Origin of the sequence: uncultured Shimia sp., from assembly GCF_947498095.1 — a bacterium.
Taxonomy (GTDB): domain Bacteria; phylum Pseudomonadota; class Alphaproteobacteria; order Rhodobacterales; family Rhodobacteraceae; genus Shimia.
The window spans coordinates 239,788-262,235 of the sequence record NZ_CANMJE010000003.1; the positions used below are offsets into that span (position 1 = coordinate 239,788).

Below are 22,448 nucleotides of genomic sequence, written 5' to 3' on the forward strand. Positions count from 1 at the left end.
CGGTATATTTTGGTAATTTTATCCGAAAAATTGGCGCGCAGCAATGTATATTGGTCAATTTTACCATCTGTTCCGGCGTAAACTGGAGTGACGCGCACGGGAGATACATCGATGACTCGGATCAACACGGACTTTGAGACCTACCAATTGGAGGATCGTTATAGCCGCGAGTCAGGGCGCGTTTTCCTGACGGGGACACAGGCGTTGGTTCGGATCATGTTGGATCAGGCGCGACGTGATCGCGCGGCCGGAAATGACACAGCGGGGTTCATCTCAGGGTATCGTGGATCACCTCTGGGTGCGTTTGATCTGGAGCTGTGGCGCGCCAAGGACAGAGTGGAAGATAACCGTATCACCTTTATGCCTGCGGTCAACGAAGACCTGGGCGCCACGGCCGTTCTGGGGGCGCAGCAGGCCAGTTTGGACCCGCACGCTGAGGTCGAGGGCGTGTTTTCCATGTGGTATGGCAAAGGTCCGGGTGTGGACCGATCTGGCGATGCATTGAAACACGGAAATGCTTATGGCTCGGCACCCAAAGGCGGAGTGCTGGTTGTCGCAGGCGACGATCACGGCTGTGTGTCGTCGTCGATGCCGCATCAATCCGATGTTGCGTTCATGTCGTGGTTCATGCCGACGCTGAACCCAGCCTCGGTGGCCGAGTATCAGGCTTTTGGTGAATACGGATTTACACTGTCGCGCTATTCCGGCACTTGGGTTGGCTTCAAAGCGATCTCCGAGACGGTGGAAAGCGGCCAATCGGTGGACCTGCACCAGGATCGTAGTTTTGTGCTTCCCACGTTTGAAGGCCCGGCAAACGGGCTGCACGTGCGGCTCGCGGATCTTCCAAGCCCTGAGATAGAAACACGCATTGGCCACAAGCTGCGCGCCGTTGAGGCCTTTGTTGAGGCCAATCCTATTGACCAGCGGATCTATGATCTGCCCGACGCCAGTTTCGGGATTGTCACAACCGGTAAGGGTCATCTTGACCTGATGGAGGCATTACGTCTTTTGGGGCTGGACGAGGCGCGTTGCCGGACACTGGGCATCGACATTTACAAGGTTGGCATGGTTTGGCCTCTGGCCCGGCGGGATGCACTGGCCTTTGTGCGCGGCAAAAAAGAGGTGCTTGTCGTCGAAGAAAAGCGCGGCATCATAGAAAGCCAGTTCAAAGAATACTTTTACGACTGGCCGGGAGACAAACCCGAAAAAATGGTGGGCAAACATCGTGCGGTCGGTGATCCGCTGATCCCTTGGACCGGTGAGTTAAGCCCGCTGTCTTTGGTACCCATCGTGGCAGAGCGGCTGAACGCCTTTTTCCCGGATGAAGATCTCCTGAGCAAGGCGCGGGCTTTGACCGACACGCCGCCCGTCTTGTTGCAGGTGCCGGGCGCCAACCGTACGCCCTATTTCTGTTCGGGATGTCCGCATAACAGTTCAACCAAAGTGCCTGAAGGTTCCAGAGCCGCCAGCGGCATTGGTTGTCACGTCATGGCCAGTTGGATGGACCGCGAGACCTCGGGTTATGCCCAGATGGGCGGCGAGGGCGTACCGTGGGTTGTGGCGTCGAAGTTTAACGGCGGCAAGCACATCTTTCAGAACCTTGGTGAAGGCACATGGTATCACTCTGGCTCACTAGCGATCCGGCAGGCTGTCGCCGCGGGCACAAACATCACCTATAAAATTCTCTACAACGATGCTGTCGCCATGACGGGCGGACAGCCCGTGGATGGGCCGGTGAGCGTGCAAGGCATTGCACAGACCTGCCGCGCCGAAGGGGTCGATCGTATTGCTCTGGTGTCGGATGACATTGGCAAGTTCAGCCACGGTGATTTTCCGGCGGGCACGATGTTTCGACCCCGCGAAGAGTTGGACGCGGTGCAGCGTGAATTGCGCGAGGTGAAAGGCGTCAGCGTTCTGATCTACGAACAGACCTGCGCCACCGAAAAACGCCGCCGCCGCAAACGAGGCACGATGGAAGACCCTAAGCGGTTTGCCGTAATCAACCCGCTGGTCTGCGAAGGCTGCGGTGACTGCTCGGTCGAGAGCAACTGCCTGAGCGTTGAGCCACTTGAAACCAAATACGGACGCAAACGTAAGATTAATCTGTCCAGCTGTAACAAGGATTTCTCTTGCCTGAACGGGTTTTGCCCGTCCTTTGTGACCGTCGAAGGCGCCGAGAGACGAAAGAAAGCTGGTGTTGAAATTGACGTGGCGGGGTTGGTTGCCGATTTGCCAGCACCCACTTTGCCGTCGCTGACGCAACCCTTTGACTTGTTGGTCACGGGCGTCGGTGGCACCGGCGTTGTGACTGTCGGTGCTCTTGTGACGATGGCCGCGCATTTGGAAGGGCGCGGTGCGTCAGTGCTGGACTTCACCGGCTTCGCGCAAAAATTTGGCACGGTGCTGAGCTATATTCGATTGGGTCAAACACCGGAGGACATCCATCAGGTGCGCATCGATCAGGGCGCCGCGGACGCCGTGATCGGTTGCGATATTGTGGTCTCTTCTTCGCCGCGGGCTTCGGCGCATTATCGTAAAGGGTCTCAAGTCGTTTTGAACCGCGCCGAGATGCCCACGGGCGACCTTGTTTTGCATCGTGATGCCGATCTCGAAGTCGATCAACGCGAAGCGGTCATCCACCAGGCTGTTGGCGCCGAACATGTCAGCGGATTCGATGCCAATGATGTGGCTGAGACGCTTTTGGGTGACAGTGTTTTTGCCAATGTGATGATGCTTGGCTTTGCTTGGCAGTCGGGGCTGGTTCCGGTCAGTGAAACCGCGCTGAAACAGGCGATCCTGTTGAATGGTGTTGCCGTAGAAAAGAACGCGCGCGCGTTTGATTTGGGGCGGGTTATTTCCGCTGACCCATCAGCTTTGGATCTGGCTGATGATCCGGTTGAAGAAGATAACTTTGACACCGTTCTGACCGATCGGATGCGCTTTCTGACCGCCTATCAGAACGCGGGCTATGCAGAGCGCTATCGCAACACTCTGACACCTTTGCATGAGACTCTGGGCGATGATCTGGCAATTCTTGCCGCGAAGTCCTTGTTTAAGCTCATGGCCTATAAAGATGAATACGAAGTTGCACGATTGCATACGCAAACCGGGTTCAATGAGACTTTGAAAGACATGTTTACTGGGGACTTCAAAGTTCAATTCCATATGGCACCGCCGATCTTTCCGACCGGAAAGGACGCGCGCGGACGGCCACGCAAACGTGCCTTTGGGTCATGGCTGACGCCTGTTCTGCGTGGATTGGCAGGCCTGAAACCCTTGCGTGGTACGCTGTTTGATCCGTTCGGTTACGCGCAGGAACGACGTCAGGAGCGCGCCCTGATCGGTTGGTTCGAAGCGATCATCGCAGAGGTGCAGACCCTGCCAAGTACTGACCGGGACACGCTCGCAGGCATCCTTTCGGCGCCCATGGACATTCGTGGCTATGGCCCGGTGAAAGAGCAGGCCATCTCTGACGTGAAAGCGCGCGTAGAAGAGTTGCGCGGCAGCCTGTGATCAGTCGAACTGGATGCTGACGGCACCAAAGTCACCGAAATCAGCCTCGATTTGGCTGCCGGGTGGACATTCGATGGGGCGGATGAAACTGCCCGACAGGATCACCTGTCCGGCTTCAATCCGTTGCCCATACTGTGCCATACGACGGGCCAGCCAAACGACGCTTTCAACAGGGTCGTTCAACACACCAGCCCCAAGGCCGGTTTCCTCGATCTCTCCATTGCGGAAGGTCAGCGCGCCGACCCACCTCAGATCAAACGCATCGGCTGCATGTCTTTGATTGCCAAGAACAATACCTGCATTGGCGGCATTATCGCTGATCGTGTCATAGACGTTGCGTGCACGGCCTGTTGCCGGATCTTGCCGTAGAATACGCGTGTCGAGAATTTCAAGCGACGGCGCCACGTAATCTGTTGCGGCCAACACGTCTTCGCGGGTGACAGTTTCCCCGGCGAGCGAAGACTTCATGACAAAGGCAATCTCGGCCTCGACGCGGGGCTGGATAAACCGTCCTTTCGGTACGCTGCCACCGGTGTCAAACGCCATGTCGTCAAACAGGATGCCGCTGTCGGGGATATCGATGTTCAGGGCATATTGCATCGCCTTCGACGTCAGCCCGATTTTCCAGCCAATGACCCGACGCCCCCCCGCCAGTTTCTGGGCGGCAAGCGCTGATTGGATCGCATATGCGTCGTCCATGCCGATGTCGGGATATTGAAGCGAAAGCAAGCCTATCTGCGTGCCCGTGGCCTCTGCCTCTAACAACGCGGCGGCGGCAGCGGAATGGTCTTCGGGCGTCATGCCACCACCTCGTCCTCGATGCCGTTGCGCAAAGTTCCAATGCCCTCGACCTCGATTTCAACCACGTCTCCGGGTTTCAGATAACGCGGTGGATCAAACCGCGCGCCTGCCCCGGTGGGGGTGCCGGTGACGATGATGTCGCCAGGCTGAAGAGTCATGAAGGTCGAGATATAGGCGATCTCTTCGCGGATCGGAAACATCATCCGGTTCAATGTATCGTCTTGGCGAACCTCTCCGTTCACGCGGGTGACAATGCGGGCGTCATCCAACTGAGCAGGATCGGTGAAAGGTACAAGCCAAGGTCCGATGGCGCCGGACTTGTCCCAGTTTTTGCCTTGCGTGACGTTGAACTTTGCATGACGAACCCAGTCGCGGATCGTGCCCTCGTTACACAAGGTCAGCGCCGCAATGTGGTCATAGGCATCTTCGGACTTGATACGGCGTCCGCCTTTGCCGATCACAATGGCGACTTCGCCTTCGTAGTCCAGCGTGTGGTTTTCAGGCGGGCGCACGAGATTACTGTTATGCCCGGTAAAGCCGCTGACAAATCGTGGGAACAGCGACATGTACTTTGGCTGTGCGCTTCCATCCTTGTACTCAGCATTGCGGTCGGGGAAATTCACGCCCACGCAGAGGATACGCGCCGCGTTGGGAATGGGCAGGTCATAGGTAAAGGTGCCATCAGGATGGCTTACCGACTTTTGCTCGGCGGCGATGGTCAAATCGGGCAGGGCGCCTGCCTCGATCACATCGCGCAACGTTGGCCATTGGTGGAACGCGTCCGAGAGTTCAATGAACCCGCCCTCTACTATCGCCCCATAAAGCTGTACATCGCCCACGCGTACGGTCGCAAATTTCATTCTAAACCCCTGCTTCGTATTGCCAAAAATACTCAAAAATCCACCCGCCGTCACCACGGTCGCCGGGTGTAGTTCTCTATTGAACCGGGAAGATCACGTTGGTCTGCCCGGTGCCGGACGATGGAAAATACTCGGTCACAACCTCGCACTTTGCATCATAGGTGTCCCACCCGAGCGCGCCATAGAGCATGGCCGTGTCATGCATGGAGCCTTCGCCGCAGCAGAAATTGGCATAGTCGCCCAGCATCTTCAGAAAAGTCGCATGATCGCCGTTCTTCCACATTTCCAGAACGTGCAGATCCACTTGGCGGTTGAACTCGCTTGAGATGGTGAAGGTGCCGTTGTTGGGCGCGTACTCTTTGTTCGACCAAATCTTGTGGCTGAGCGAACCGGACGCCACCAGCAAAACCTTGCTGTCGCTGGCTTCTACAGCGGCGCGAATGGCCTCGCCGATGACGCGGCTTTCGTCGTGGCCGTGCACAGTGCACCAGGCGGCGACTGAGACCACTTTCATGTCATGCTCACGGCTCATGAAGCGCATGGGCACAAGTGAGCCGTACTCCAGTTCCAGCGAGTCCAGCCGGTGCGAGAGCGTATAGACGCCCATGTCGCTGGCCGTGGCGGCGATGGCGTCGCCCAGCTCCGGGTTGCCCGTGTATTCATAAGGCAGGTTCTGGATGAACTGCGGAAACTCGTTGGACGTGAACAACCCTTCAAAACGGCTGTTGCTGTTGATGTGAAAGCCGGCGTTGATCACCCAATGCGTGTCACAGATCACCACGGTGTCGGCCCCCAGCTCTTTGGCGCGGCGGGCAATCTCACGGTGACCGTCGATGGCGGCTTGGCGTTTGCCTTTGACAGGGCCGTCCTGCTCGGACATGAGCATGGTCGGTACGTGAGTCATCTTGGCGGCGAGAACAATCTCTCCCATAGGTATTCCTCCCAAATGTCGCGCGTTTCCAGTGGTTTGTTAAGCGCCTAGGCGCGGAATACGGTGTTCGCCCAAGGCAAACCCAATGTGTTTCTGTTCCATGTAGAACTCGAACGACCAATCTCCGCCGTCCCGACCAATGCCGCTGGCCTTGACCCCGCCAAAGGGCGTCGGCAAGTGGCGGACGTTTTCCGAGTTCACCCAGATCATGCCTGCCTCAAGTGCATCGGTAAAGCGCAAGGCGCGCGTCAGGTCGTTGGTCCAGAGATAGCCCGTCAGGCCATAATCGGTGTCGTTGGCGATCTCGAGCGCCTCTGCCTCGGTCGTGAAAGGGATCGAGGTCAAAACAGGGCCAAAGATTTCCTCTTGGGCGATGCGCATCTTGTTGTGGGCGCCCGTGAACAGGGTGGGGCGCACGAAATAGCCCTCATCGCCGACGGTTACACCACCTGCGGCCACCGTGGCGCCATCCTCTTTGGCAATGTCAAAGTAAGAGGTCACCTTGTTGAAATGCTCTTCGCCGACAAGCGGGCCAATCACGGTCTCGGGGTCCAGCGGGTGACCCACCTTGATGTTGTTGACCCGTTCGATCAGGCGCGCCTCGAACTCTTCGCGGACCGTGTCCTGAACCAACAGGCGCGAAGAAGATGTGCAGCGCTCGCCGTTGATCGAGTAAATCATGAAAATCACCGCATCCAAGGCGCGCTCCAGATCCGCGTCTTCAAAGACGACAACCGGGTTCTTGCCGCCCAGTTCCAAGTGGCAGCGTTTCAGCGTGTCAGCGCCCTGTTTCTGGATCAGGCTGCCAGTGCTGCTTTCTCCCACAAAGGCGATTGCCTTGATGGCCGGATGTTCACAGAGCGCGCGGCCTGCGTCTTCGCCAAAGCCGTTGACCATATTCCACACGCCCGGCGGCAGGCCGGCTTCTTCGGCAATTTCCACAAGGATACGGGCCGAGAGAGGCGAGAGTTCGGCAGGTTTGTGAACGACCGTACAGCCCGCAGCGAGCGCCGGGGCAATCTTCCATGTCGACAGCATAAAGGGTGTGTTCCATGGGGTGATGACCCCCACAGGCCCAATTGGCTTGCGGGTGGTCACGTTCATAAGCGTTGGTGATTGCAGATTCTTACCGTCGCGCGATGACGTCACCAGATCGGCGAAATAGCGAAAGTTCTCCGCCCCTCGAATGGCGGCCTTGGACATAAAGCGCAGGGCCTGGCCCGTGTCCCAGCATTCGCACAGCGCGATTTCTTCGGCGCGGGCCTCGATGCCCTCGGCAATCCGAATGAGGATTTTCTTACGCTCCAGCGCGGGCATGTCTCGCCACGCGGGAAAGGCGTCTTTTGCAGCTTTGGCAGCGGCATCAATGTCGCTGGCGTCCCCGCGTGCCACGTCGCAGATCAGCGATTTGTTGACGGGTGAGGCGTTCTGAAAGGTGCCTTTCGCGCCGGCGCGATCCTCGCCGCCGATGCGGTGCATGATGCCGGTCGTGCGGAACCGGCTCAGGTATCCGTTCAGTTTCTCAACGTTGCTTGCGAGGTCAGACATGGGACGCTCCTTCAAGGGCCGCGATGGGTCGCGGGAACTTCTTTTCATGGAGGTTAGGGGGAATATACTTAACATGTCAAGTAATTTTTTCCACCTAGATCTGGCGAAAGATTTTGACAGACGTGGGATGAGAAACTTAATTTATTAAGCATATTGTCCAGAGGTCAAGCCATGCCGCATTTCATTATCGAATACTCCGCAAATCTGGAGGATGTGGTGGACATGTCGGCGTTCTGCGAGGAAATCCGCAGCTCAGCCGCCGCAATTGACACCTTTCCGATGCCAGGGATTCGGGTGCGGGCTTTCCGGGCGGATCACTACGCTATCGCAGATGGCGACCCCAAGCACGGCTTTATCGATATCTCCATCCGGCTGCGGGAAGGGCGGCCCCAAACGGTCAAAGAGCAAGCGTCTGCACAGATTTTTGAGGCCGCAAAAGGGTTTCTAAAACCGATTCTGGCGCAGCGTTCCCTCGCACTCTCGCTGGAAATGCGTGACATTGATGCCAGCCTGTCCCCGAAGACCGGGACCATCCGCGAACACCTCTGAGACTCAATTGTTGAGTTTATGACATTCCACTGTAGCATTGACGGTAAGGTGGGGCGCGATGCAAAGGACTCTGCCGTTTTGGGAGGATCCTGATGACCTTGGTATTCCGCACGCTCACGCTGTGCCTGTGTGTTCTATTGACTTGCCCCCTGGCCACACTTGCGCAAACGGAAACCGAGACAACGTCCCGGTCGGCTGCAGACGATCCTGAATTTGCCCAACCAGTAGTATTTGAAGGCGAAGAATTGTTCACGGTGCGTGGGTCCTCCGCTCTTCCTGCAGACGAACGTGCCGAACAAATCTCCCAGCGTATTCTGGAGGTTGCTAAGTCCAGCACAGCCAAAATCGTCACGATGACCTCAAACGAGGTCGCAATCGGTATCGAGATCGTAGCAGATGGCCTGCTCGTGAGTACGGCCACCCGCGCTGATGCCGAGTTGGAAAAGATGGACATGGCCGTGGTTGTCGATCTGCAATCAAATGCCATCTACGATGCGATCCTTAGGTATCGGGAAAGCCGCACCGATGAGGCCATTGCGCAAAGCACAACAATGGCGCTGGTTTGGACTGCGGTCTTTGTAGGTTATTGCGCCGTTATCCTGTTTGTCCGGAACAGGTTGCCCTCAGTGGTGGGAAGGATCGTGCGGCGCCGGTTCCACGCGGTTCAGGAAGCGACCAAAGAGATGGTGCAAAGCCAGGCGGTGGCGCGGCTGGCTGAATACGTGATGCGCATGTTCCTGAACCTCATATTGTTTATCGGGTTTTATTACTTTTTGTCTTTTGTGTTGTTGGCCTTTCCTGAAACACGCCCCATTGCATCGTTGCTGATCACCTATGTGACCGACCCGATCGTGAATCTGGGCAAAGGCGCGCTAAGCTATGTACCGAACCTGATTATCATCGGGATCATCTCGTGGATCACCGCCTTTACAATTCGCGGCGTGCGCCTGTTCTTCGAGAACGTCGAACAGGGTACGATTGCCCTTAAGAATTTTGAGCCGCACTGGGTGTGGCCAACCTACTCACTCATTCGTCTGGCTCTGATCCTGATGGCGATCGTGCTGAGCTTTCCTTACATTCCCGGTTCAGACTCGGCGGCGTTTCAGGGGCTGACGATCTTTCTGGGTCTGATGGTCTCGCTGGGGTCAAACTCGGTGATTGCCAACTCGTTGGCGGGTCTGTTTGTGTTGTACAAACGCAGCATGAAGATCGGGGACCGCATTTTGGTCGGTGAGTTCTACGGGGACGTCATCCAGATCAAGTTGATGGAGACCTATCTGCGCACCGTAAAGAATGAGCTGGTCAGCATTCCAAATGCCAAGTTGTTGGCCTCGGAAGTTAAGAACTTCTCCGCCAAGCTGGATGGCAAGGGGCTGCTTTTGCACACCACGGTCGGGATTGGTTACGAAGAGCCGCGCGAAAAGATTGAAGCCATGCTGCTAGAAGCAGCGGCGCGCACGACCGGGCTTAAGAAAACGCCGGCGCCGTTTGTTTTAATGGAGGCGCTGGCGGATTATGCGATCAACTATCAGGTCAATGCCTTCACCACACGCGGCTCGTATTTGCCGCGCATGCTGAGTGATCTGCACAAGAACATTGTCGATGTGTTCAATGAAAACGAAGTGCAGATCATGACCCCGTCTTACGAGATGGATACGCCCGAAGCCAAGATTGCAGAGACAGTTTGGCAGGGAGAGTTGGCGCCCAACGCCCGCTCAGACACTGAAGAGGCCTGATACAGGGGCGGCGACGGTCTGACGCGCCGTCATTTCGGAAACTGTTTGTACGCTGCAAATTTTACATAGTAAAATTTCCCAAAGACCGGCGCCGAATCCGTGCACCGGACAGCAGACATGTTTCGGGAGGACATCATGAGCGAACCGGTTCGCACGACAGTGGAAGACGGCATTGCCGTTATTGAGATCGACAACCCACCAGTAAACGCGTTGAGCCAAGCGGTTCGCCAGGGGTTAGTTGAGGCCGTTCAGGCGGCGGATGCGGACCCTGCGATCAACGCCATCATGATCTATGGTGCTGGGCGCACCTTTATTGCCGGGGCGGATATCCGCGAGTTCGGCAAGCCGCCCCTGCCACCCAGCCTGCCGGATGTCATCAACGATATCGAAGATGTGTCCACCCCGACCGTTTGCGCGTTGCATGGAACGGCGCTGGGCGGTGGATTGGAAACCGCATTGGGAACGCATTACCGTGTAGCGCTGGCGTCGGCGCGATTTGGATTGCCCGAAGTGAACCTGGGCATTCTGCCGGGCGCAGGTGGAACCCAGCGTCTGCCGCGGATCGTACCGATTGCCAAAGCGGTCAAGATGATCACAGGCGGTGGCATGATCGGTGCCAAGGAAGCTCTTGAGTTGGGCCTGATTGATGAGATTGTCGAGGGCGATGACGTTCGTGCTGCGGGTGTTGCGATGGCCAAGCGGTTGGTGGCCGAAGGCGCTTCGGCGCGTCCAACAAGTGCTCGCGCGGCCAACACCGTGTCTGCCGAGGATTTCGCGCAAATGATGGCGATGGTCTCAAAGAAAGCGCGCGGGCTGAAAGCTCCGATCAACTGCATGAAAGCCATTGAGGCCGCAATGACCCTGCCGTTTGAAGAGGGCATGACGCGTGAGCGTGAGCTGTTCACAGAACTGTTCACAGACCCCCAAAGCCCAGCAATGATCCACGCCTTTTTCAGCGAACGCGAAGTGGCCAAAATTCCCGAAATGAAAACCGGCACGCCGCGTGACATTCGCAAAGTTGGCGTGGTTGGCGGCGGCACGATGGGTGCTGGCATTGCGACCTCGGCGCTGTTGGCGGGATTGGATGTGACTCTTGCCGAACGCGACACAGAGGCGGCCGAGAAGGCTGCGGCAACCGTCAGCAGCCATCTGGCCGGAGCCGTCAAAGTCGGCAAACTTGCGCAGGCCAAATATGACGCGATCATGGGCGGCGCTTTCCGAACCACCACGGACTACGGCGACTTTGCCGATGCAGATCTGGTGATCGAGGCGGTTTTTGAGAGCATGGAGGTCAAAAAAGACGTCTTTGGTCAGCTCGACAAGATCTGCAAACCCGGCGCGATCCTTGCGTCGAACACCTCTTACCTGAATGTCGATGACATCGCAGCAATGACCAGTCGGCCGCAAGATGTGATCGGCCTGCACTTTTTCTCTCCTGCGCATATGATGCGGCTGCTTGAGGTCGTGGTTGGGGCGAAAACCTCGCCTGACGTCGTTGCATCTGGCTTTGCGCTGGGCAAGCGGATGAAAAAGATCGCCGTGCGGTCCGGTGTTTGTGACGGGTTTATCGGCAACCGCATTCTCAATGCCTATGCCCGGGCTATCAACGGCGCGGTTCTGGCGGGTGCCAGCCCCTATGATGTCGACCGGGCCATGCAAGAGTTCGGATTGGCGATGGGCCTGTTCCGCGTGGCCGATCTGGCTGGATTGGACATTGGCTGGGCCAACCGCAAGCGCATGGCAGAAACACGCGATCCGCGCGAGCAGTACTCAGAGTTCGCGGACCGTATCTGTGAGCTGGGCCGCTTTGGTCGCAAGACGGGGCGCGGGTTTTACATTCATGACAAAGACAAAGGTGAGCTGCCTGACGACGAAGTGCTGGCAATCATCGCGAACGAGCGTGCTGACAAAGGCATCGCTGCGCGGGACATCAGCGATCAGGAGATCATCGACCGTTACATGGCCGCGATGATTAACGAGGCCGCCAAGATTGTCGGTGAAGGCATTGCATTGCGCCCCCTCGACGTCGATATCACGCTGCTGAATGGCTATGGCTTTCCACGCTGGCGGGGTGGCCCGATGCACTACGCGGACGCAGTAGGACTTGAGAAGATTCTGAACGACATCAAGACTTTCGCGGAAGAAGACGACTATTTCTGGCAACCCGCCCCGCTGCTGGAGCAGTTGGTGGCCGAGGGCAAAACCTTTGCCTCATTGAACCGCTGAACAAGGAAACGCACCATGAAACAAGCAGTTATTGTCTCCACCGCCCGCACCGGGCTGGCGAAATCCTTTCGCGGGTCGTTCAACGCCACCCACGGCGCCACGATGGGTGGCCACGCGGTTGAGGCCGCTGTTCAGCGCGCCGGCCTTGAGGGGGGCGAGATTGAGGATTGCGTCATCGGTTGTGGCCTGCCCGAAGGTGAGACTGGCGCCAACATTGGCCGCCAGATCGCGATCCGCGCGGGCCTTCCGGTGACTGCCTCGGGCATGACCGTGAACCGGTTCTGTTCATCAGGCCTACAGGCGATCGCTTTGGCCGCCAATGCCATCACCCAAGAAGGCGCGGGCCCAATGGTGGCGGGCGGCGTCGAAAGCATCTCGCTGGTGCAATCCAAGATGCGCCCGGCGCCAGATCCTTGGATTCTTGAGCACAAACCCGCGATCTACATGTCGATGATCGAAACTGCGGATATTGTGGCGCAGCGCTACGATATGGAGCGCGAATATCAGGACGAATATGCCCTGCGCAGCCAGCAGCTGATCGCCAAGGCGCAGGCTGAGGGTAAGTTCGACAATGAGATCGTGCCGATGCAGGCAACCATGGCTGTGAAGGACAAGGAAACCGGCGAGATCTCGATGAAAGAGGTCACCGTGGACCGCGATGAGTGCAACCGCCCAACCACTACGTTGGAAGGATTGGCGGGTCTTGACCCCGTACGTGGTCCCGGCAACCACATCACTGCCGGCAACGCCAGCCAGCTTTCTGATGGCGCCGCTGCCGTGGTGGTGATGGAGGCGGGTGAAGCAGAACGTCGGGGGCTGGAGCCTCTGGGTGCGTTCAAGGGCTTTGCCGTAGCTGGCTGTGAACCGGATGAGATGGGGATCGGACCGGTGTTTGCCGTGCCGCGCCTGCTGGAGCGTCATGGCCTGAAAGTCGATGACATCGATCTCTGGGAACTCAACGAAGCCTTTGCCAGCCAGTGTCTCTATAGCCGCGACCGTCTGGGCATTGATCCTGAGAAGTACAATGTGAACGGCGGCTCGATCGCCATCGGTCACCCATTTGGCATGACCGGCGCGCGGATGACCGGGCACCTGATGCTGGAGGGGAAACGCCGTGGCGCCAAGCTGGGCGTCGTCACCATGTGCATCGGTGGCGGCATGGGGGCTGCGGGCCTGTTCGAGATTTTCTAGGAGGTCGGCATGGATCTGAACTACACCGATGACCAGCAAGCCTTTCGCGCCGAAGTGCGCGAGTGGCTTGCCGAGACTTTGCCGCGTGAGATGTCGGAAAAGGTTCGGCTTGGCAAACGCCTGACCAAGCAGGACAGCGAGAGCTGGCACACCATGCTGAACACGCGTGGGTGGCTCGCGCCTAATTGGCCTCGTGAGTATGGCGGGGCAGAGTGGGACGCGGTTCAGCGCCAGATTTTCGAGGATGAATGCTGTCGCGCCCACGCGCCGCGCGTTGTGCCATTTGGCCTGTCGATGCTCGCGCCCGTGTTGATGGCTTTTGGCTCGGAAGAGCAGCGCCAGCGCTTTCTGCCGCGTATTCTGAACGGCAAAGACTGGTGGTGTCAGGGCTATTCCGAGCCGGGCGCCGGGTCTGATTTGGCAGCCGTAAAAACACGCGCGGAACGGGAGGGCGATCACTATGTGGTCAATGGCCAGAAGACATGGACCACGCTGGGTCAGCACGCCAACTGGATTTTCTGCCTCGTGCGGACCGATCCGGATGTGAAGAAGCAAGAGGGCATCTCTTTCTTGCTGATCGACATGACCACGCCGGGCATCACAGTGCGACCCATCGTACTGGTCGATGGCGGTGCCGAGGTGAACGAGGTGTTTTTTGACAATGTGCGCGTGCCCGCCGAGAACCTTGTCGGCGAAGAAAACAAGGGCTGGACCTATGCCAAATATCTTCTGACGCATGAGCGCACGAACATTGCCGGGGTCGGCTTTTCCAACGCCGCGCTTGAGACCGTGAAAGAGGTTGCGTCCAAGGTGCAGGCAGGCGGTGCTCCACTGATCCAGAACCCACATTTTGCCGCCCGCTTGGCGCAGGTGGAGATTGACTTGATGGCGATGGCGACGACCAATCTGAGGGTGGTCTCAGCGGCAGCCAAGGGGCAGGCGCCTGGTGCGGAAAGCTCAATGCTCAAGGTCAAAGGCACGGTGATCCGACAGGAACTCACATCGCTTTTGCGCCGTGCGGTTGGACCGGACGCGCTGCCATTTCAAGCGGATTACCTTGAAGGCGGAGACAACGCCGAAATGATGGGGCCTGAACATGCGGCAACCTCTGCGCCGAGCTACTTCAACAATCGCAAGCTGTCGATCTTTGGCGGATCGAACGAAGTGCAGCGCACCATCATCACCAAAGCCATCATGGGACTGTAAGGGGCGGACATGGATTTCAATCTGACAGACGAACGTCGCATGTTGCAGGACAGCCTTGGGCGGTTTCTGCAAGACAAATACAGCCACGAACACCGGCGCGGAGTGATCGCATCTGGCCTCCCATATGACGCAGAGGTTTATGCTGGCCTGGCTGAGTTGGGAGTGCTGGGTGCTCTGTTCACAGAAGAACAGGGTGGTTTTGGCGGCAAGGGTTTCGACATTTCAGTGGTCTTCGAGGAATTGGGGCGCGCTGGGGTGATCGAGCCGGTATTGCCAGCGGTGCTGGCCGGTGCCTTGCTGGGGGATTACGCCGATCTCATCGACGGGATCATCGGCGGAGAAACCATTGCTGCACTCGCCACTTCTGAGGCAGAGGCGCGGTATGATCTGAACCATGTGTCAACAAGCGCAAAGAATGGCGTTTTGAACGGCACCAAGGTGCATGTCTTGAATGGGGCACAGGCCACACATCTGGTCGTCTCTGCCCGTGAAAGCGGAGAGGTGGCAGATGAAAGTGGTATTGCCCTTTTTGTTGTGACACCCGACGCCGAGGGCGTGACCCTTGTCGATCACGTCAACAACGACGGCACCTCTGGTGCGACGCTGATCCTTGAGAATGTGACTCCGATGGCGCGCCTCAACAGCAGCTACGAAGACCTTGAACGCGCAGTGGCCCATGCGATCTTGGCAGTTTCGGCTGAAGCCTTGGGTGCGATGGAAGCGGCCAAAGCTTTGACGCTCGACTATCTTAAGGAACGCAAACAGTTCGGCATCCCCATCGGCAAATTTCAGGCCCTACAGCACCGTATGGCGGATGTTTTGATCGAGGTTGAGCAAGCGCGCTCAGCTGTGATCAATCTTGCAGGTCATCTTGAAGCAGACCGCACCACCCGCGAACGCCATGTTAGTGCGACCAAGAACTTGGTCGGGCGGGTCGGAGCCCTGGTGGTCGAAGAGGCGGTGCAGATGCACGGCGGCATTGGTATGACCGATGAATATGCGCTCTCGCACTTTGCCCGACGCATCACCATGATCGACCATTGGTTCGGCGATGTGGATCATCACCTTGCGCGGTTTATCGCGCTTTCGGGGGCTGCATGACGGCACCTATCCGAAAGCCACTTCCTCTGGCAAAGCTGATCGGCTTTGCCGTCGAAGTCGATGGCGCCGCGCGCGAGGCGCATTGCGTGCTTAAGATGCAAGACGTGCATAGAAACCGTCACGGTGTGCTGCACGGTGGGATCATCTCGACCTTGCTGGACACGGCGAGCGGCGTGACCGCCAGCCTGACCGTTGATGATCTGGGCCTCACACCTTTTACGACCGTGTCGCTGAACATCAACTTCATGGCTCCGGCAACTTCAGGAACCCTGCGCGCGACGGGCCGAGTGACCGGCGGGGGACGGAGCATGAGTTTTGTTGAAGCCGAGTTGGTCGACGAAAACGGCACGCGCATTGCGACCTCAACTGGTGTCTTCAAGCGGGTGCGCACCCAGCAAGAGGGCATGTCATGAACAAGCACTGCCGCATAGATGTGGCGCAGGGCGTCATGACGATCTGGAACTGCAATGCTGGCCAGCGCAACGCGCTGACGCCGGAGTACTATGCGGGTATCAATGCAGGTTTGGAGCGGGCAACGAATGACGCGGCGATACATGCGGTCGTACTCGCCGGAGAAGGCGGGTTTTTCTGCTCAGGTGGGAACCTTAACGCGCTGAAACTGCGCCGCGAGCTCAGCATGCCGGATCGTCGGGCCAAAGTGGACGAGTTGCATGCCATTATCTTAGGGATTCGGGCCTGCCCCAAGCCGGTTATCGCCGCTGTTGAGGGCGGCGCGGCAGGCGCTGGACTGTCGCTGGCGATGGCTTGCGATCTGATCGTGGCGGGTGAGAGTGCCAAGTTCACTCTGGCCTATGTCAAAGCGGGCCTGACACCCGATGGCGGAGCAAGTTACGCATTGATGCAGGCCATGCCGCGAGCGACCGTTGCCCGTATGGCGCTTTTGGGAACCCCTGTTGCGGCCGCGCGCATGTATGCACTGGGGGCAATCAGCGATCTCGTTGCTGATGACGCTGTCTTGGGGCACGCACGGGATCTGGCTCTGAAGCTGGGCGCAGGTCCTGAGCAGGCCATTGCCAACATCAAAAGTCTTTTGAACGCGGCGGAAACCTCGGATCTTGAGAGCCACCTGATCGCAGAGCGTGACGCTGTTTGTGACGCGCTTGGTGGTGACGAAGGGGCCGAGGGCATTGCTGCTTTTCTGGACAAGCGCAAACCGGTGTTTCGGTGAATGCCTGACGCGCAACGGGATATGCGATTTTCGTCGACACTGGCCCGTGGATTGGCCGTGTTGCGAGCCTTTCGACCCAGCGATGACGGGTTGGGAAATCAAGAGATTTCGCTGCGCACAGGTATCCCGAAACCAACTGTCTGCCGGTTGACCCACACGCTTTGTGCCGATGGGTATCTCACACAAGGCCGTCGCAATGAGAAATACCGTCTCGGCCCGTCGGCACTGGCCCTCGGGCAGATTGCGGGCGCGTCGTTTGAATTTGTGGAAGACGCCAGCCCTGTGATGCAGGCCTTGGCAAACGCGAGCGACACGTTGGTCGGCATTGCCATCCAGGATGGCGATCAGATGTTGATGTGCAAAACCTGGACGCCGGATGATACCGGGCGCGATTGGATGGAAGTGGGGTATCGCATGCCGATTTTGTCCTCGTCCTCGGGGCGTGCCTATCTCGCGGAACTAAGACCCGAAGGCGTGATGGCTTTGAGCGAAGTGATTGGCGGCGACGTGGGCGCGACGGCCGAGCGAGCGCGGGGCGAAGCGCTTAAGGAAATTGCCGATGCTGGCTTTACCTGCGTGACCGGAGAGGCGCGCTACTCGCAAACCATCAATGCGGTTGCTGTTCCCTATTGGCCAGCAGGCATGGGTGCGCCGGTCGCGTTTCTGGCCGGTGCTGCAGCTAGCGCGGTAGATGCGCAGGATATGCGGACGCTGATTGGACCGGCGCTTGTAAAAGCTGTTGCACAGCTAAGATATGGCGAAACATCATCCGTTTCTCGGCGATAACGCAAATAATTGATACCATTGGTATCAAAAATGATGATTTTTTGCAAAATCTGTTCTAGACTGCCACAATGCCTTGCCGCATCTCGCACCACATTGGCGCGCTTTCGCGGCTGGATAGTTGAAGGGGAGACGCCAGGGGATCTCAAAATCGCACGAAGCAAACAGGATTAGGCATTCAGACCTCAGGTGTCAGATTAGATCGATGCCCAAGGGTCTTTCTGACCAATTCTGCCCTGACCCATGGGCAGGGCTTCTCGCATTTTGGGCTTGGTTGGAACAGAATCGAAACTGGGTTGGTATGGCGCAGAATTCTGGACTTATGATCGGCGGCCGTGAAAGGCTACACCGTAGGTCTGGCAGGGAGGACACCAGAGCGTGACAAAGGTTGGAAAAATTGAGGCGCGGCCCTCACCGAAAGTATCGGACGAGGTGCGTCAAACCACTTGTTATATGTGTGCCTGCCGCTGCGGGATTAACGTGCATTTGCAGGATGGCAAGGTCAAATACATCGAAGGTAACCGGGATCACCCGGTGAACAAGGGCGTGTTGTGCGCTAAGGGTTCCGCGGGGATCATGCAGCACTATTCGCCTGCGCGCCTCAAGGCACCGATGAAGCGGGTTGGCCCGCGTGGGTCTGGTGAGTTTGAGGAAATCAGCTGGGACGAGGCCTATGACATGGCCGTTGGCTGGATGGGACCTTTGCGTGAGACGTCGCCTGAAAAGCTGGCGTTTTTCACCGGTCGTGACCAGTCGCAAAGCTTTACGAGCCTCTGGGCACAGTCCTATGGCACGCCAAACTATGCCGCGCATGGTGGCTTTTGTTCGGTCAATATGGCGGCCGCTGGGATCTACACGATGGGCGGAGCGTTCTGGGAATTTGGCCAACCCGACTGGGACCGCACCAAGCTGTTCATGATCTTTGGCGTCGCCGAAGACCACGATTCAAACCCCATCAAAGCGGGTATTGGCCGCATGAAGGCCAACGGCGGTAAGATCATTGGGGTGAACCCGATCCGCTCAGGATATAATGCCGTTGCGGACGAATGGATTGGCATCACGCCAGGCACAGATGGGTTGTTCATCCTGTCCATCATCCACGAATTGCTGCGCGCGGGCAAAGTCGATCTGAACTATCTCTGCCGCTACACCAATGCCGGTTTCCTCGTGTCTTCGGATGAAGGGGCTGAGGATTTCGGCCTGTTCCTGCGTGGCGACGACGACAAAGCGCTGGTGTTGGACCGCGAAACCGGAAAGCCGGTGGCCTATGACACGCCGGGTACCACTCCGGATTTGGCAGGTCATCTGCGCCAAGGCGGACAAACCTATAGACCGGCCTTTCAGCTTTTGGCCGAGAAATACATGTCCGACGACTACACGCCCGAAGCGGTGGCTGAACGTTGTGGCCTCACCCCCGAAAAAATTCGGGCCGTGGCCGCAGAACTGGCGCGTGTCGCGTTTGAAGAAGAGATCGTGCTGGATCAGCCCTGGACCGACTGGAAGGGTGAAAAGCACGACAAGATGATCGGGCGCCCGGTCAGCTTCCACTCGATGCGCGGAATTTCGGCCCATTCGAACGGGTTCCAGACCTGTCGTGCGCTGCACATCCTGCAAATCCTGTTGGGCAGCGTCGAAGTTCCGGGTGGTTTCCGATTCAAACCACCGTACCCCAAGCCCCCCGAGGCGCATCCGAAACCGCACTGCATTGATGAGCCCGGTCAACCTATTCCGGGACCGCATCTGGGGTACCCGATGGGGCCAGAAGATCTTTTGATCGATGATGAGGGCAATCCCAAACGCATCGACAAGGCGTTCTCTTGGGAAAACCCGTTCTCGGTGCATGGCCTTATGCACATGGTAATCTCGAACGCCCACGCGGGTGATCCCTATAAGATCGACACGTTGTTCCTCTATATGGCGAACATGGCGTGGAACTCGTCGATGAACACATCCGAGGTGATGCGTATGCTCACCGACAAGGATGACAATGGCGACTATGTGATCCCGCACATCATTTACTCGGATGCCTATTCCTCCGAGATGGTCAGCTATGCCGACCTGATCCTGCCAGACACGACCTATCTGGAGCGGCATGACTGTATCTCGCTTCTGGATCGTCCGATTTGCGAGGCCGAGGCCGCAGCAGATGCGATCCGCTGGCCAGTGGTCGAACCTGATCGCAATGTGCGCGGCTTCCAATCAGCGCTGTGTGATCTTGGCGCCCGTCTGGGCCTGCCCGGTTGGGTTAATGAAGATGGCGGCCAGAAATATGCCGACTATGCCGACTACATCGTCAACCACGAGCGTCGTCCCGGTGTTGGCCCGCTTTCGGGTTTCCGCGGCAAGGATGGCAAAGGCGTTGGCCGGGGCGAAGTGAACCCAGAGCAGCTGGATCGCTACATTGAAAACGGTGGATTCTGGGTTGAGCATATCCCGGAGGACGCGCAGTTCTACAAACCGTGGAACGCGGGTTATCAGGACTGGGCTGTCAAGATTGGCCTGTTCGACAAGCCGCAGCCTTATGTCTTCAACCTCTACCTTGAGCCGATGCGCAAAATGCAGCGCGCCGCCGAAGGCATTGGCGACCGGCAGCCGCCTGAAAACATGCGCGAGCGCATCAAGGCGGCCTTTACGCCGTTGCCGGAATGGTATCAGCCGTTCGAAGATGCCGCTGTTAGCCATGATGAGTATCCGACCCACGCGCTGACCCAGCGTCCGATGCACATGTATCACTCGTGGGGGTCACAGAATGCCTGGCTGCGTCAGATCACCAATGTCAATCGACTGTATATCCCTGGAAAGATTTGGGATGAACAATCCTTTGAAGAGGGCGACTGGGCCTATGTCACGTCTGTTCATGGCAAGATCAAAGTGCCGGTGGCGCGTATGGATGCGCTGAACCCCGACACGGTCTGGACATGGAACGCGATTGGTAAGAAACGCGGCGCATGGGGCCTGTCCGAGGACGCGCCCGAGGCGACCAAGGGGTTCCTTTTGAACCATCTTATCAATGAGTTGCTGCCCGAAAAAGGGGACGGTCAACGCTGGGCCAATTCGGACCCTGTCACCGGTCAAGCCGCTTGGTTCGACCTGCGTGTCAGGATTGAAAAGGCACCGCCGGGCGGACCTTCGGAGCCTGCCCATGACGCTTTGAAATCACCTGTGGGACGCGGCCCGCAGGATGTGGCCTACGGGGAGGGCTTCTGATGACTGCACTGCCCGAAACCACTGAAAAGAAACTGGGACTGGTCATTGACCTGGACACCTGCGTTGGCTGTCACGCTTGCGTGGTGAATTGCAAAGAGTGGAACACTTCGAACTACGGAGAGCCGCTGTCTGATATGGATGCTTACGGGGCGGAGCCCGAGGGTACATTTCTGAATCGTGTGCATTCCTATGAGGTGACCCCCGCGTCCGGATGTGCCCAGACCGTGCATTTCCCGAAATCCTGCCTGCATTGCGAAGACGCACCCTGCGTCACCGTCTGCCCGACAGGCGCGAGCTACAAGCGGGTCGAGGATGGCATTGTGCTGGTCAACGAAAACGACTGCATGGGATGCGGCCTGTGCGCGTGGGCCTGTCCTTATGGCGCGCGCGAGTTAGACTCACTGGCTGGCATCATGAAAAAGTGCACGCTCTGCGTCGATCGTATCTACAACGAGAACCTGCCCGAAGAAGACCGCGAGCCTGCCTGTGTGCGGACCTGTCCTGCCGGGGCGCGCCATTTTGGTGACCTTGGTGACCCGGACAGCGATGTGTCGCAACTGGTGGCAGAGCGGGGTGGTATGGACCTGATGCCCGAGATGGGCACCAAACCGGTGAACAAATATCTGCCACCGCGTGAGAAAGACACGTTGTTGGCCGACATGGCGCTGGCGCCGACATCCGAAGAGCCCAAGGGCTTTTTGAAATGGCTTGATAAAGCACTGGAGGCGCTCTGATGCATCCCGCACCTTCTGTTATCGTATTCACCACACTCAGCGGATTGGGCTTTGGCCTGTTGGCATTCCTTGGCCTGGGGATGCCGGATGTGACTGGGGGCGTGGCATTCTTGTTCTTTGCGCTCGGCTATGCGCTGGCGGTGGGCGGCCTTTTGGCGGCGACATTCCACCTAGGCAACAAAAAGAACGCGACCAAGGCGTTCAGCCAGTGGCGCACAAGCTGGCTTAGTCGCGAAGGCGTCGCCTCTGTCGCGGCACTTTTGGTCATGGCGCCCTTTGCAATTGGTCGGATTTTCCTGGGGGTCGATCTGACCGCGCTGGGTTGGATCGGGGCACTGCTGAGCCTTGGCACCGTTTTCACCACCTCGATGATCTATGCTCAACTGACCACCGTGCCCCGCTGGAACATGCGCTGGACACCAGTCTTGTTTCTGACCCACGCACTGGCCGGGGGTGCTTTGCTTGCCGGTCAAATCACCGCTGCCGCGATCCTGTTGGCTGTATTGGGCCTGATTTTGATCCTGTCATGGCGTCAGGGCGATGCGCAGTTTGACGAAAGTGGCGCTTCGCTGGAAACAGCCACGGGGCTGGGGTCAATCGGAACCGTACGCCAGTTGGAGCCTCCGCATTCCGGTCAGAACTATCTCTTGAAAGAGATGGCCTATCAGGTGGGGCGCAAACACAGCGCCAAGCTGCGTGCGATTGCGTTGGGCTTGGGTGTGGTCCTGCCGGTTCTGTGTCTCACGGTTCTGCCATTCTCGCATATGATCGCATTGGTCGCCGTGCTTTCGCATATCGCCGGAGTGGCAGCAGGCCGCTGGCTTTTCTTTGCCGAGGCCAAGCATGTGGTCTCACTGTACTACGGACGCTGAC

17 protein-coding genes are annotated in these 22,448 nt (G+C 57.9%); 13 read left to right on the forward strand and 4 right to left on the reverse strand.

Features of this window, described 5'->3' with window-relative positions:
• Nucleotides 1-111: 111 nt before the first annotated feature.
• Complete coding sequence (locus tag Q0932_RS07440; protein ID WP_299350984.1) at nucleotides 112-3,513, forward strand: indolepyruvate ferredoxin oxidoreductase family protein; 3,402 nt, start codon at nucleotides 112-114, stop codon at nucleotides 3,511-3,513.
• Here the strand turns inward: Q0932_RS07440 and hpaH are convergent, their stop codons facing one another.
• The 4 genes from hpaH to hpaE all read right to left on the reverse strand — a co-directional run bounded on the left by hpaH (nucleotide 3,514) and on the right by hpaE (nucleotide 7,653).
• Nucleotides 3,514-4,314 carry a 2-oxo-hept-4-ene-1,7-dioate hydratase gene (gene hpaH / locus Q0932_RS07445; protein WP_299350985.1) on the reverse strand — a complete coding sequence of 267 codons (801 nt, stop codon included), beginning with the start codon at nucleotides 4,312-4,314 and terminating at the stop codon, nucleotides 3,514-3,516. It abuts the gene before it with no gap.
• Complete coding sequence (locus Q0932_RS07450) at nucleotides 4,311-5,174, reverse strand: fumarylacetoacetate hydrolase family protein (protein ID WP_299350987.1); 864 nt, start codon at nucleotides 5,172-5,174, stop codon at nucleotides 4,311-4,313. The genes hpaH and Q0932_RS07450 overlap by 4 nt, the downstream gene beginning before the upstream one ends.
• Nucleotides 5,175-5,250: 76 nt before the next feature.
• A complete protein-coding gene (hpaD, locus tag Q0932_RS07455) occupies nucleotides 5,251-6,105 on the reverse strand; it encodes a 3,4-dihydroxyphenylacetate 2,3-dioxygenase (RefSeq protein WP_299350989.1) in 855 nt (284 codons plus the stop codon).
• A 39-nt stretch (nucleotides 6,106-6,144) separates the two neighbouring features.
• Nucleotides 6,145-7,653, reverse strand: a complete 1,509-nt coding sequence (gene hpaE, locus Q0932_RS07460) for a 5-carboxymethyl-2-hydroxymuconate semialdehyde dehydrogenase (protein ID WP_299350991.1) — start codon at nucleotides 7,651-7,653, stop codon at nucleotides 6,145-6,147.
• A 171-nt stretch (nucleotides 7,654-7,824) separates the two neighbouring features.
• On the opposite strand from hpaE, the gene Q0932_RS07465 reads away from it, so the two are divergent.
• The 12 genes from Q0932_RS07465 (at nucleotide 7,825) to Q0932_RS07520 (ending at nucleotide 22,447) form a co-directional block, all read left to right on the forward strand.
• Nucleotides 7,825-8,202, forward strand: coding sequence for a 5-carboxymethyl-2-hydroxymuconate Delta-isomerase (locus Q0932_RS07465; protein WP_299350993.1), 378 nt, complete (start codon nucleotides 7,825-7,827; stop codon nucleotides 8,200-8,202).
• 92 nt (nucleotides 8,203-8,294) lie between these two features.
• Nucleotides 8,295-9,938: a mechanosensitive ion channel domain-containing protein gene (locus Q0932_RS07470; RefSeq protein ID WP_299350994.1), complete on the forward strand. Its 1,644-nt coding sequence runs from the start codon at nucleotides 8,295-8,297 to the stop codon at nucleotides 9,936-9,938.
• Between the two features lie 135 nt (nucleotides 9,939-10,073).
• Nucleotides 10,074-12,164, forward strand: a complete 2,091-nt coding sequence (locus Q0932_RS07475; RefSeq protein ID WP_299350996.1) for a 3-hydroxyacyl-CoA dehydrogenase NAD-binding domain-containing protein — start codon at nucleotides 10,074-10,076, stop codon at nucleotides 12,162-12,164.
• 15 nt (nucleotides 12,165-12,179) lie between these two features.
• Nucleotides 12,180-13,355 carry an acetyl-CoA C-acyltransferase gene (locus Q0932_RS07480; protein WP_299350998.1) on the forward strand — a complete coding sequence of 392 codons (1,176 nt, stop codon included), beginning with the start codon at nucleotides 12,180-12,182 and terminating at the stop codon, nucleotides 13,353-13,355.
• Nucleotides 13,356-13,364: 9 nt separating this feature from the next.
• Complete coding sequence (locus Q0932_RS07485; RefSeq protein ID WP_299351000.1) at nucleotides 13,365-14,561, forward strand: acyl-CoA dehydrogenase family protein; 1,197 nt, start codon at nucleotides 13,365-13,367, stop codon at nucleotides 14,559-14,561.
• A gap of 9 nt (nucleotides 14,562-14,570) precedes the next feature.
• Nucleotides 14,571-15,662 (forward strand): acyl-CoA dehydrogenase, encoded by a 1,092-nt coding sequence (locus Q0932_RS07490; RefSeq protein WP_299351002.1) that lies wholly within the window; start codon nucleotides 14,571-14,573, stop codon nucleotides 15,660-15,662.
• A complete protein-coding gene (locus tag Q0932_RS07495) occupies nucleotides 15,659-16,075 on the forward strand; it encodes a PaaI family thioesterase (protein WP_299351004.1) in 417 nt (138 codons plus the stop codon). Before Q0932_RS07490 ends, Q0932_RS07495 begins: the two co-directional genes overlap by 4 nt.
• Nucleotides 16,072-16,851: an oxepin-CoA hydrolase, alternative type gene (locus Q0932_RS07500; RefSeq protein ID WP_299351005.1), complete on the forward strand. Its 780-nt coding sequence runs from the start codon at nucleotides 16,072-16,074 to the stop codon at nucleotides 16,849-16,851. Before Q0932_RS07495 ends, Q0932_RS07500 begins: the two co-directional genes overlap by 4 nt.
• Nucleotides 16,852-17,637 (forward strand): helix-turn-helix domain-containing protein, encoded by a 786-nt coding sequence (locus tag Q0932_RS07505; RefSeq protein ID WP_299351007.1) that lies wholly within the window; start codon nucleotides 16,852-16,854, stop codon nucleotides 17,635-17,637.
• A gap of 375 nt (nucleotides 17,638-18,012) precedes the next feature.
• The gene (locus tag Q0932_RS07510; protein ID WP_299351009.1) at nucleotides 18,013-20,841 is read left to right on the forward strand and encodes a molybdopterin oxidoreductase family protein; all 2,829 of its coding nucleotides are present in this window, start codon (nucleotides 18,013-18,015) and stop codon (nucleotides 20,839-20,841) included.
• Nucleotides 20,841-21,575, forward strand: a complete 735-nt coding sequence (locus Q0932_RS07515; RefSeq protein ID WP_299351011.1) for a 4Fe-4S dicluster domain-containing protein — start codon at nucleotides 20,841-20,843, stop codon at nucleotides 21,573-21,575. The genes Q0932_RS07510 and Q0932_RS07515 overlap by 1 nt, the downstream gene beginning before the upstream one ends.
• A complete protein-coding gene (locus Q0932_RS07520; RefSeq protein WP_299351012.1) occupies nucleotides 21,575-22,447 on the forward strand; it encodes a DmsC/YnfH family molybdoenzyme membrane anchor subunit in 873 nt (290 codons plus the stop codon). Before Q0932_RS07515 ends, Q0932_RS07520 begins: the two co-directional genes overlap by 1 nt.
• The last annotated feature ends 1 nt before the right edge of the window (nucleotide 22,448 follow it).